The organism is Photobacterium sp. TY1-4 (assembly GCF_025398175.1).
In the GTDB taxonomy this organism is placed as follows: domain Bacteria; phylum Pseudomonadota; class Gammaproteobacteria; order Enterobacterales; family Vibrionaceae; genus Photobacterium.
In genome coordinates, this window is sequence record NZ_CP099734.1 from 3446871 (window position 1) to 3459273 (window position 12403).

The 12403-nt window shown below is 55.7% G+C and carries 10 protein-coding genes; 4 read left to right on the top strand and 6 right to left on the bottom strand.

What is annotated here, in order from left to right; all coding sequences use genetic code 11:
* Positions 1-163: 163 nt before the first annotated feature.
* Positions 164-781: a c-type cytochrome gene (locus NH461_RS15920; protein WP_261601248.1), complete on the bottom strand. Its 618-nt coding sequence runs from the start codon at positions 779-781 to the stop codon at positions 164-166.
* A 156-nt stretch (positions 782-937) separates the two neighbouring features.
* Here NH461_RS15920 and yihA point away from each other — a divergent pair, with 156 nt between their 5' ends.
* The gene (gene yihA / locus NH461_RS15925; protein WP_261601249.1) at positions 938-1603 is read left to right on the top strand and encodes a ribosome biogenesis GTP-binding protein YihA/YsxC; all 666 of its coding nucleotides are present in this window, start codon (positions 938-940) and stop codon (positions 1601-1603) included.
* Positions 1604-2673: 1070 nt separating this feature from the next.
* Here yihA and polA read toward each other — a convergent pair.
* A complete protein-coding gene (gene polA, locus NH461_RS15930; protein ID WP_261601250.1) occupies positions 2674-5445 on the bottom strand; it encodes a DNA polymerase I in 2772 nt (923 codons plus the stop codon).
* Between the two features lie 324 nt (positions 5446-5769).
* On the opposite strand from polA, the gene elbB reads away from it, so the two are divergent.
* Positions 5770-6420 (top strand): isoprenoid biosynthesis glyoxalase ElbB, encoded by a 651-nt coding sequence (gene elbB, locus NH461_RS15935; RefSeq protein ID WP_261601251.1) that lies wholly within the window; start codon positions 5770-5772, stop codon positions 6418-6420.
* Positions 6421-6752: 332 nt separating this feature from the next.
* Here the strand turns inward: elbB and NH461_RS15940 are convergent, their stop codons facing one another.
* The 4 genes from NH461_RS15940 to recQ all read right to left on the bottom strand — a co-directional run bounded on the left by NH461_RS15940 (position 6753) and on the right by recQ (position 10338).
* Positions 6753-7196: a GNAT family N-acetyltransferase gene (locus NH461_RS15940; protein ID WP_261601252.1), complete on the bottom strand. Its 444-nt coding sequence runs from the start codon at positions 7194-7196 to the stop codon at positions 6753-6755.
* Positions 7197-7272: 76 nt separating this feature from the next.
* Positions 7273-7950, bottom strand: coding sequence for a 7-cyano-7-deazaguanine/7-aminomethyl-7-deazaguanine transporter (locus tag NH461_RS15945; protein ID WP_261601253.1), 678 nt, complete (start codon positions 7948-7950; stop codon positions 7273-7275).
* A gap of 156 nt (positions 7951-8106) precedes the next feature.
* The gene (locus NH461_RS15950) at positions 8107-8415 is read right to left on the bottom strand and encodes a DUF3630 family protein (RefSeq protein ID WP_261601254.1); all 309 of its coding nucleotides are present in this window, start codon (positions 8413-8415) and stop codon (positions 8107-8109) included.
* 75 nt (positions 8416-8490) lie between these two features.
* Positions 8491-10338: an ATP-dependent DNA helicase RecQ gene (gene recQ / locus NH461_RS15955; RefSeq protein ID WP_261601255.1), complete on the bottom strand. Its 1848-nt coding sequence runs from the start codon at positions 10336-10338 to the stop codon at positions 8491-8493.
* Positions 10339-10593: 255 nt separating this feature from the next.
* Here recQ and rarD point away from each other — a divergent pair, with 255 nt between their 5' ends.
* Together rarD and NH461_RS15965 are read left to right on the top strand one after the other, a co-directional pair.
* On the top strand, positions 10594-11502 hold the full coding sequence (gene rarD, locus NH461_RS15960) for an EamA family transporter RarD (protein ID WP_261601256.1): 909 nt from the start codon (positions 10594-10596) through the stop codon (positions 11500-11502).
* Positions 11503-11610: 108 nt separating this feature from the next.
* Positions 11611-12399 carry an AraC family transcriptional regulator gene (locus tag NH461_RS15965; RefSeq protein WP_261601257.1) on the top strand — a complete coding sequence of 263 codons (789 nt, stop codon included), beginning with the start codon at positions 11611-11613 and terminating at the stop codon, positions 12397-12399.
* The last annotated feature ends 4 nt before the right edge of the window (positions 12400-12403 follow it).

Consider the following 12403-nt stretch of genomic DNA (forward strand, 5'->3'; position numbering starts at 1 on the left):
GATGACACGGCGCGCCCGTCATCCGACTTAAAATGAAGCCGCGTATCATAGCAGATCCGAATACGAAATGCGCATATTTGCGCCGCCCTCCCGCCAAACCGGGCAGACATGAAAAAAGGCAGCCGAGGCTGCCCTTATTTCACGAATACTGGAAACGGATGAATTAGTGTAGGCCACCAACGTATTGGGACAGAGCGGCAATTTCTTTATCAGTCAATTTCGCTGCCACGGCGCGCATCATGGCATTCATGTCGTTGCTGCGATCGCCGGCACGGAATTTCTCCAGCTGCAGTTTGACATACTCGGCATTCTGACCGGAAATTTTCGGGAAGCCCGACAGGCTGGTGCCGTTTCCGCGCGGACCGTGACAGGCCGTACAAGCCGCAATCCCACGCTCAGCATCACCGGCACGGTACAGGGTCTGACCGATGGCAATCGCAGATTCCGGCGTCGTATTGTCAGAAATAGGTAACGAAGCGTAGTAAGCAGCCAGATCAGCCATATCCTGCTCACTCAATGGCATCGCCATTCCGCCCATAACCGGATCGTTACGGCCTTGCTTTCCACCGGTACTCATCGCCAGCTTAAAATCCTTCAGCTGTTTTTCCAGATAGCCAGCATGCTGACCTGCGATTTTCGGGTATTGCGCCATAATGCTGTTGCCATCTGCTCCATGACAAGCGGCACATGTCGCGGCTTTTGCTTTTCCAGCTTCCACATCTCCCTGGGCCCAGGCTGAGCAACTGGCAAGAAGAGTCAATATCAGTGCTAATTTCTTCATGACATTCCGTTATAATTATTGAGCTTCCAGTACCACAAGTAATGCTCAGTTACATGGTATACAATAAGACCACATAGCGAGCACGGTTTCGCACATTTTACACCATTTCACATAAAAGTAATCAGTCGACTACATGAAGACTTGACGGAGTTAACAGTGAATCAAACTCTCAACTATAGAAATACCGGCTTTATCACAAGTGCACCGACTATTCGTCACTTGCCAAACGACACAGGCGTTGAGATCGCATTTGCTGGCCGCTCCAATGCAGGTAAGTCAAGTGCCCTGAACCGAATTACCGATCAGAAGAGCCTGGCCCGGACCTCAAAAACCCCGGGGCGGACCCAGTTAATCAACATGTTTGAAGTGATCCCGGGTTGTAACCTGATCGACCTGCCGGGGTACGGCTATGCACAGGTTCCGCTGGAAATGAAGATCAAATGGCAGCAGTCGCTGGGTGAATACCTGCAAAAGCGTGAGTGCCTGGAGGGCCTGGTGGTGCTGATGGATATCCGCCATCCGCTCAAAGATCTCGATCAGCAGATGATCATGTGGGCGATTGAGAGCCGCCTGCCGGTGCTGGTGCTGCTGACCAAGGCCGATAAACTGAAAAGCGGTGCCCGCAAGCAACAACTGATGAAAGTACGCGAAACGGTGAAAACCTTTGGCGGTGATGTTCAGGTTGAAGCCTTCTCATCACTCAAAGGCATTGGCGTCGATCAAGTCCGCCGCAAACTCGACGATTGGTTCGCCCCAGAGCTGGAACGCCAGCAGGCACTGCTGGATATGGAAGCGATCGACAGTGAGGAGCACGGGGAATAACCCGTGCCACGACCGGTCTGAAAAATACCCCACCGACCGGTGGGGTAACCGGAGAGAAATAGAAGGTTTTTATTGTTGTCCCACAAGGATTGTTGAGTTCTCCGCCAAGCGCAAGTTTTTCGCCCTGCCCCACCATTCCCCTTTCAATTCGCTTTCAATGCTACCGATTCAGTAACACCGCCCAGCTGCCGTGATGCCCCGTATCCGTCATCCGTCGCCGGTGATGACCCGGTTGTCGGAATGCTTTTGCTCATCCCCCACTCAGGCCATCAAGGCCCTTTCTTTCATCACACAAATTAAGATGAGTGTGCACCACTCCATACTGGAAGTTTATTACATTTTGATGAGCAGAACAGACAAGGCGCGGATAAAAAAAAGCCACCTCAACAGAAGGTGGCCATGTCATGGATGTGCTTGGCAGCCGGCGTTCGAGCCCGCTGGCAAATAACAAATATGAACAAGAAGCAACCTTAATTATACCGAACCGGGTCCATATTTAAAGTAAATACTCTAAACATTTGTTGCACATTGTTTCAGAGAAGCTGCGACAGAGTTGGCAGGGCTTGACAACACGCGGCTGGTCTCTGGCGTAGTCCAATATCTTCCGGCGGATCTGCCCGGGAGCACACAGTGCTTTATTTCGCGACAACTTTCGGATTATGGGTGAGAAAATCGACGCAAACCGGCTGCATCAAGCGGATCGGCATATGACCGTGCGCAACGGAAGCATGGACGGGGAAAATCAAACGGATCATCAAAATAGGTGGGGATGGATTGTGGTGGCGCTGAAATAAAAAACGCCCCGGTCAATCGACCAGGGCTGCTGAATCAGCCAAATCCAATAACGTGAAACAAAAGGTCTGAAAGATAGAACATCTTACCTCTGTACCCTACGCCGATAACTGTATATCAATTGCGCAGATTTGAAAAGCCCTTTTTGTAGTTTTTTTTCACCATGACGTAACTAACTTAAATGTTAGGGAAATTTATCAGCCATTAATTTGCCTAAAAAAATAGCTGGCCTATGGCCAGCTATCAGGATTTTCGCTGCTCATCCGATGCGTGATCCCTTAGTGGGCCTGCTCCCAGTTGTCGCCCTGACCGGCATCCGCGATCAACGGCACCGCCAGTTCCGCCGCGGATTCCATCAACTGACGAATACTGTCGGAGACGCTTTCCAACTCAGATTCCTGTACTTCAAAAACAAGTTCGTCATGTACTTGCATCAGCAGGCGAACCCGGTCGGCCGGCTGCTCACGGATCCACTGATCCACCAGCACCATCGCGCGCTTGATGATATCCGCCGCCGTGCCCTGCATCGGCGCATTGATCGCCGCCCGTTCGGCAGCCTTACGGCGCATGCCGTTTCGCGATTTAATATCCGGCAGGTAGAGGCGACGCCCGAACAGGGTTTCCACGTACCCTTTCTCACTCGCCGTGGTGCGGGTGCTTTCCATATATTCCAGCACGCCCGGATAACGCTCGAAGTACACATTCATATACTCCTGGGCTTCGTTGCGGCCCATATCCAGCTGCTTGGCCAGGCCAAACGCACTCATGCCGTAGATCAAACCGAAGTTAATCGCCTTGGCGCGGCGACGCTGCTCACTGGTAACGGATTCGATCGGCAGACCGAGGATCTCTGCGGCCGTCGCGGCGTGGATATCCTTGCCGTGGCGGAAGGCATCCAGCAGCGCCTGATCGCCAGACAGATGGGCCATGATCCGCAATTCAATCTGCGAGTAGTCGATGGCCAGGATCTTGTAGCCGCTCGGCGCAGTAAAGGCCTGACGGATCCGGCGGCCCTCTTCGTTACGGACCGGAATGTTCTGCAGGTTCGGATCACTCGATGACAAACGCCCGGTGGCCGTCACGGCCTGATGATACGAAGTATGTACCCGCCCGGTGGCCGGGTTAATCATCTTCGGCAACTTGTCAGTGTAAGTCGATTTCAGCTTCGCCAGACTGCGATATTCGAGGATCAGCTTCGGCAGCGGGTAATCCAGCGCCAGCTCCTGCAACACTTCTTCGTTGGTCGACGGCGTGCCGGACGGCGTCTTCTTCACCACCGGCAGGCCCATTTTCTCAAACAAAATCGCCTGCAACTGCTTCGGCGAGCTGAGGTTGAACTCTTCCCCGGCTACCTCGTATGCCTGCTTCTCCAGCGCATCAAGGCGGGCGGCAATTTCAACCGACTGGGTGTTCAGCTTCATGCTGTCAATCAGCACCCCGGTGCGCTCCATCCGCGACAGGACCGGCACCAGCGGCATTTCAATGGTTTCAAACACCGACTTGAGTTTGGCGTCGGCATTGATTTTCTCGATCAGCAGGTTGTGCAGACGCAGGGTAATATCGGCATCTTCTGCGGCATACGGCCCGGCCTGCTCCAGCTCGATCTGGTTAAACGTCAGCTGCTTCTTCCCTTTCCCGGCAATCTCTTCAAAGCTGATCGTCTTGTGCTCAAGATAGCGCAGCGCCAGGCTGTCCATATCGTGGCGGCCGATCACGCTGTTGAACACGTAGGATTCCAGCATGGTATCAAAGGTGATCCCCTGCATCTCAATGTCGTAGCGAGCGAGGATCGAGGCATCGAACTTCAGGTTCTGACCGACCTTGGCCTGGTTCGGATCTTCCAGCAGCGGCTTGAGCTGGGCCAGCACCCAGTCGCGATCGAGCTGGTCCGGCGCATCCAGATAATCATGGGCCACCGGCACATAGGCCGCCTTGCCTTCTTCCACCGCGAACGATACCCCAATTAGGTTGGCCGTCATGTAATCCAGACCATCGGTTTCGGTATCAAAGGCAACGACTTCCGCTGATTTCAGGGTCTCCAGCCAGCCGTTGAATGTGGCTTCATCCAGCACGGTCTCGTAGCCGCTGCGATCAATCACCGGCGCCACCGCCTGAGTTTCAGGGACTGCGGCGGCAACTTTCTCGTCCGCTACAATCCGGCCATCGCTGCCGCTCAGCATCTCTTCCAACCAGCGGCGGAACTGCAACTTGCCGAACAGACGGGTCAGCTCGTCCGCATCCGGCTCGCCCTTGCGCAGCTCATCCGGCGTCACATCCAGCTCGACATCCAGCTTGATGGTCGCCAGCTCATACGAGAGATAAGCGGCGTCTTTATGGTCGGCCAGTTTCTGCGGCATGGTTTTCGAGCCGCGAAAACCCAACGCCGGGATCGCTTCCAGGTTGGCATACAGTGCGTCCAGACCACCAACGCCGGTCAGCAACGCCTTCGCCGTCTTCTCACCCACACCAGGGACGCCAGGAATGTTATCGACTTTATCGCCCATCAGCGCCAGGTAATCGATGATCAGCTCAGGGCCGATACCGAATTTTTCCACCACCCCTTCCGGGTCCATCACCACCCCGGTCATGGTATTGATCAGCGTGACATTCTGATCCACCAGCTGGGCCATATCTTTATCCCCGGTACTGATCAGCACCGGCATATTGGCTTTGGACGCCTGAGTCGCCAGGGTCCCGATCACGTCATCGGCTTCCACCCCGGGGACGGCAATCAACGGCAAGCCCATGGCCCGGATAATCGCATACAACGGCTCAATCTGGCCGCGTAAATCATCCGGCATCGGCGGTCGGTGGGCCTTGTATTCCGGGTAGATTTCATCACGGAAGGTTTTGCCCTTGGCATCAAACACCACGGCAATATGCTCTGTGGAAAACTGGCGCAACAGGCTGCGCAACATGTTCACCACCCCGTACACAGCGCCGGTCGGCTCACCGTCAGAGTTGGTGAGGTTCGGTGCCGCATGATAGGCACGGTAGAGATACGAGGATCCGTCAATCAGGATCAGTGGATTTTCTGGAATAGTTGCCATAAAGAGATTCTTATATCCGGGGGATGAAAGAGTTAGGGCCTTAGAATGCCACGACAGCCGTCAACTGTTAACTATTGTTGGCCACGCGCCTCCGCCACCCTGTGGATAACTTTGTTAGTATTTAAAATGGCCGGGAGGATCAAATTCGACATAAAATCATACGCCTTCAAACAAATCCTTTTAAATCATCACGTTAAACAATTACCTCAAAATAGATCCTCGATCCTAAAATGATCATTAATTGTGGAAAAAGTTAACAGATCGATCTGAAATAAGCATATCTTAGAGCAGACAGCGGCAAAATTGATGATAAAGGAGACCAGCATGAAGAAAATAGCAGTTATTTTGAGCGGCTCAGGCGTCTTTGACGGTGCAGAAATCCACGAATCCGTCCTGGCGCTCCTCGCCATTGAACAAGCCGGTGCCAGCTGGCACTGCTTCGCACCGAATATCTCTCAGCACCATGTGATTAACCATATCAGCGGAGAAGAGATGCCGGAGACCCGCAACGTGCTGGTCGAAGCGGCCCGGATCGCCCGCGGCAACATCGATGATATCGTCAACCTCAGGGCCGTCGACTATGATGCCCTGCTGCTGCCGGGCGGGTTCGGGGTCGCCAAGAACCTGTCTGATTTTGCCCTGGCCGGTGCCAAGTGCCAGGTCAACAGCGAGGTCAAGCGGGTATGCCAGGAGTTTGACCGGGAAGAAAAACCGGCAGCCTATCTCTGCATTGCCCCGACATTGATCCCGACGATCTACGGCGAAGGTGCCCGGGGGACGATCGGCAACGATCCGGACACCGCCAACGCCTTTACCAAGATGGGCGGCGAGCATGTGATCTGCCCTGTGGATGACTATGTGCTGGATCAACAGCGGAAGATCCTCACCACTCCGGCCTATATGCTAGCCGGCAGCATTTCGGAAGCCGCAAGCGGGATCAATAAACTGGTGAAAGAGCTGGTCAAACTGGCGTAAGCAGGCAACGCGGATCCGGATTTAATTTTCCGGGTCCCCAGAAAAGAAAAGGCGGCGCTCCTTGTGGTTGGTCGTCCAACCGGATGCGCCGCTCAGCAGAATTGGTGATTGGTTCTCAGCCCTACACTAAAAACCCAACCGTCGCTGAAGTACACTGGAAGCAATGTGAGCAATGTCGTGCCTTCAAACAAGAGAGCGTTTGTCCTTCCCTCTCGCTGAGTGCAAGTTAATAATAACCATTCTCATTTAAGTTGCAAGCTTTTTATTGAGAATTATTGTCATTTATTTCGATCATTCACCATATCCCGGCTGACACATTGCAACATCAATCGCTAACCATCTGATACAGAAAGATCTTTCACAAAGTGAATGCGGTAATCTTCCAGCCCGTCTTTTTTCTCAAGATGTTCGATTTGATAGCCGTTGCGGAGCAATAGCCGCAGCATGGCCGAAAAACGGTTGCGGGATTTCACCCGTACTTCGACATAGCCCTGCTCACGCATCCAGGTTTCCTGAGCGACCAGCAAGGCCTGCGCCACCCCATAGCCGCGTGCCCCGGCGGTCACCCCGCCCAGCCAGCTGTAAAAACAGGTCTCCGACAGGGCGTAGCCAATTTTGATCCCCACCGGCAGCCCTTCAACCTCCGCGATCAGGATTAACGACGCATGACCCCGGAGCCGGGACTGCAATCCTGCTTCATCGGTCGGATAGGCGAATTCTTCAATTTGGGTCAGCACTGCGGCAGCTTCAGCCACACTGGCCTGGCGGATCTTCATGTCATGCTCCTTTCAGTGATCATCAGACAAAGGGGATAGCCATAAAAAAGCCGACATTCGTCGGCTTGAGTGTAACTTAGACCAGCTCCCGATGGGGAACGGACTGTGGCGTCAGGCTCGTCAGGCGCTTGATCAGATAATTGAGCAACACCCCGTACATCGGCACAAACAGGCCCAGGCTGATGATCAGCTTGAAGCCATAATCCACCAGCGCGATTTCCACCCAATGTTCGGCCATGAACGGATCCGGACTGTGGTAGAAGGCAATGGCAAAAAACGCCACGGTATCGAGCGCGTTACCGAACAAAGTCGAGCAACTCGGAGCCACCCACCACTGTTTGCTCTGGCGCAGGCGGTTAAAGACTGAGACATCGAGGATCTGCCCCAGCAGATAAGCCATGAAGCTGGCAATCGCGATCCGGGCGACAAACAGGTTAAATTCCCCCAGTTGCGCCATGCCCTGATACTCACCCTGATAGAAGAGCACCGACAGCCCGTAGGAAATGGCCAGCGACGGCACCATCACCCGCAGGATGATGTTGCGCGCCATCGCCGCGCCGAAAATCCGCACCGTCAGATCGGTGGCCAGGAAAATAAACGGGAACGAAAAAGCGCCCCAGGTGGTATGGAAACCCAACACGGTAAACGGCAGCTGGACCAGATAATTGCTCGATGCAATGATCAGCAGGTGGAAGGCAACCAGAAACATCAGGGCTTTGCGCTGTTGCGCGAGAGAAAATTGAGACGCAGTCATACTGAGACCTTTTTGTCATTGGGGGAGAGGGAACCCAAAACACCGTCGGCACACTGTGCCGCGGCAACCAGGCGGGCGATTATACCTTAACCATGTCGATTGCCTAGCCCCGGATCCACCCGGCATCCGATGCAATCGATTGAGCCCCGCCGTGGACTATCGGCGCCCCAGCAAGGTGGCGAGAAATTGCAGGGTGTCTGCCGCATCGCCGGCCATGCCTTCGAGCCATAGCGCCCCGCTGTAGTGCTCGCCCTTGAGCATCAACCGACAGCCTTCGAAGTCCACCAGCCAGAGGTGCAGATCGGCATTACACTCACGCTCAATCACAGTGGCATCCAGCTGTTGCAGCAACTGCTCGGCGATGGCCGGAAAATCATCAAAATCAAACTGCGGGCCGTCAATCAGCAGCAGCCCCTGCTCAAGGTCGAGTTCGCGGCAAGTAAAGGCAGGTGTCGAACAGGTCATATGGGCTCCTGGGGTGATGGATGAACTTGCGAGAATCTATCGATTCGCAACTATCGATTCGTTAATACTGATACGTTAATAGGTGCCGTCGCCGACGGTCAGGTGCTCTTCAATCAGGGTCAAAAAGGCCTCACCGTATTTCTCCAGCTTGCGATGGCCGACGCCATTGACGGCCAGCAGCTCGCCGGAGGAGGTCGGCAGTATCTCTGCCATTTCCATCAGGCTGGCATCATTGAACACCACGTACGGCGGTAAATCTTCTTCATCGGCAATCGCCTTGCGCAGTTTGCGCAGCTTGGCAAACAGCTTCTTGTCGTAATGACGGTTGGCCAGCTTATCGTTCTTGGCACTGCGGGCGGCGATATCAAGCCGCGGTACTGCCAGCTCCAGCGCCACTTCCGCGCGCAGGATCGCACGGGCTTTTTCCGTCAGTTGCAGCGTCGAGCTGTGGACAATACTCTGGATCAGGTAGCCACGGTGGATCAGCTGGCGCAGGATGCTGACCCAGAACTCATGGCTGTGCTCGCGACCGATGCCATAGGTCGTCAGCTTGTCGTGGCCGAGCTCACGGATCCGCTGATTCTGCATCCCGCGCAGCACATCCACCACATGGTTGACGCCGAAACGCTGATTAACCCGGTAGACGCAGGACAGCGCTTTCTGGGCCACTTCCAGCGCCGCAAAATGTTTAGGCGGGTCGAGGCAGATATCGCAGTTGCCGCAGGGCTCTTCCCGGGACTCGCCGAAATAATTCAGCAGCACCTGGCGGCGGCAGGTCTGGGCTTCGGCAAACGCGCCCATGGCGTTGAGCTTGTGGCCTTCGACCTGCTTCTGGGCGCCGTCGGCCTTTTCATCCAGACAGCGACGCAGCCAGGCCAGATCAGACGGGTCGTACAGCATCACCGCTTCTGCGGGCAGGCCGTCGCGCCCGGCACGGCCGGTTTCCTGATAATACGATTCGATATTACGCGGAATATCATAATGGACCACAAAGCGGACATTGGGCTTGTTGATCCCCATCCCGAAGGCCACTGTCGCCACCACGATATGAATATCATCGCGCTGAAAACTTTCCTGCACCTGAGCCCGCTCGTCGTGCGCCATCCCGGCATGATAGGCCGCAGCCCGGATCCCGCTCTCGCACAGTTTCTCGGTGATCTGCTCCACCCGCTTGCGGCTGTTGCAATACACAATCCCGCACTGGCCGCGCATCGTCCCCAGATAGCGGATCAGCTGCGACATCGGCTTGTATTTTTCCTGCAGGGTATAGCGGATATTGGGCCGGTCGAAACTGCCGAGGTAGACATGCGGCTCGCTCAGGGCCAGCCGGGAGAGAATATCCTGCCGGGTGGTTTCATCCGCCGTCGCGGTCAGGGCCATGATCGGCAGCTCCGGGACATATTGCTTGAGCGCCCCCAGCGACGCATATTCCGGCCGGAAATCATGCCCCCACTGAGAAATACAGTGCGCTTCATCCACCGCCAGCAGACTGAGCGGCAACTCGGGCAGGCGCTCGAGAAAATCCCGACTCAGGGCCCGCTCCGGCGAGACATACACCAGTTTGATTTCACCGTCCTGCATCTGACGGAAGGTGTCCTGGATGGCCTCGCGCGAGAGGGTGGAATTGATACAGGCAGCTGCCACCCCGTTGGCATTGAGCTGGTCGACCTGATCTTTCATCAGCGAGATCAGCGGCGAGATCACCAGCGTCAGCCCGTCACGGATCAGGGCCGGGATCTGGTAACACAGCGACTTTCCGCCCCCGGTCGGCATGATCACCAGACAGTCCTGCCCCCCGGACGCCGCGTCAATCACGTCCTGCTGGCCGGTACGGAAAGCCTGGTAGCCGAACACATCCCGGAGGATCTGCGCACTGGCGGAAAGTGAAGCCGACTGGCAAACGGCGGCGCTGCTGGATGACATAGGAGGACTCTTTGATGAACGAGCGGGCTATTCTATACCATTCGGATCATGGATGTGAACGTCGCAGCACCGGCACCCCGGCCGACGGCCCGTTTTTCGCCATCCCCCGGCATCATTGCCTCTGCCCAGCCCGGCATTTGCCGAAAAAAGTTCCGGGTGACAGGGTTCTGGATCACGTTTTATACTGCCGGGACATCACAAGTTAGAAAATCGTTTTAACGCGACCACTCCTTTTCCTTAACATTCTGGGTACCGATGAACGAACAACAACAGACGCAGCGTGGCGTCGTCCTGGCCCTGGCAGCCTATACCATGTGGGGCATTGCGCCCATTTATTTCAAAGCCCTGCAACAGGTCAGCCCGCTGGAAATTCTCAGCCACCGGGTGATCTGGTCCTTTTTCTTCCTCGCCGGCCTGATTGCGTTGGGGAAAAACTGGGGCAAAGTCCGGGCCGTATTGCGCCAACGCAAGACCCTGCTGATGCTGAGTGCCTCCTCAGTGCTGATTGGCGGCAACTGGCTGATTTTCATCTGGGCGGTCAATCACAACTACATGCTCGATGCCAGCCTCGGCTATTTCATCAATCCTCTGCTCAATGTACTCCTCGGCATGCTGTTTCTCGGTGAGCGACTGCGACCAATGCAATGGCTGGCCGTGGCTCTCGCGGCCTGCGGCGTGGCGGTGCAGCTGATCCAGTTCGGCTCGCTGCCTTGGATTGCCCTGGCGCTGGCCAGCAGCTTCGGGGTGTACGGCCTGGTGCGCAAGAAAGTTAACTTGGATGCCCAGACCGGGCTCTTCATGGAAACCAGCATCCTGCTGCCGCTGGCCGCCGTCTACGTGCTGGTGTTTGCCGACAGCCCGACCGCGGACTGGACCGCCAATCCGGCCGGTACCAACCTGCTGCTGATGGCGGCCGGGATTGTCACCACCCTGCCGCTACTGTGCTTCACCGGTGCCGCGACCAAACTCAAGCTCTCCACCCTGGGCTTTTTCCAGTATATCGGCCCGAGCCTGATGTTCCTGCTGGCGATTCTGATCTACGGCGAAACCTTCAGCCTCGACAAAGGCTACACCTTCGCCTTTATCTGGGCGGCGCTGATCCTGTTCAGCTTTGACGGCATCAAAGGCCATCGCCAGGCCAGAAAACAGCTGCGCGCCAGCTAAGCTGCAAAGTGTGTTCCTCGCGGGGTGTCAGTTTTTTACAAGCCCGCCCCGCTGCTTTATGCTCTACTGAAAGGCTGTCAGCGTACAATCACCCGGGTGAGGTTCAGGATGAACACAGTCAACCACCGCAAATCCTGCATCGCGGACATCAATCTGATTGATGCCCACTACCAGAGCTTTGCCTTCAAACGCCACTACCACCTCAATTACCACCTCGGGCTGATCACCGAAGGGGAGCAGGAATATCATTTCCACGGCGCCCGCTACCTGGCCGGCGCCGGGCAGATGGTGATGATGCCACCGGATGAAATCCATGACGGCCAGCCGCATGCGCGTGGTTATAAAGTCAAAGTATTCAGCATCACCCCGGACTGGCTCGATCACCAGGCGTATGAATTGGCCGGTCCGCAGCAGATCCATTTTCCGCGCAACCTGATCACCGACCCGCAATTGTTTCGCCAACTGAGCCAGCTGCACGACCAGCTCAGCAATCCGCACTTCCCGCAACTCGCCAAAGAAAGCATGCCGCTGGAATTCTTCTCCCGCCTGCTCAGCCGTTACGGCCAGCTCCGCCCCAATGCGGTCGCCGCCCTGGGCAGTAAAGATCTGCATCAGTTGCGGGATTACCTGATGGCCCACCTGGATCAGAAAATCAGCTTAGAGACGCTGGCCCGGCTGTGCGATCTCAGTCCGTCCCAACTGCTGCGCCAGTTTAAAAAGGCGACCGGCATGACCCCGTATGCCTGGCTGGCCCGGCTGCGGCTGGAACATGCCATGGCCCTGCTCAAGGCCGGCTACAGCAGTACCGATGTCGCCTACCACGTCGGGTTTTACGATCAGGCCCACTTTACCCGCACCTTCAAGCAAACCTTCGGCGTCGCCCCGTCCGGGATCTGAAGCT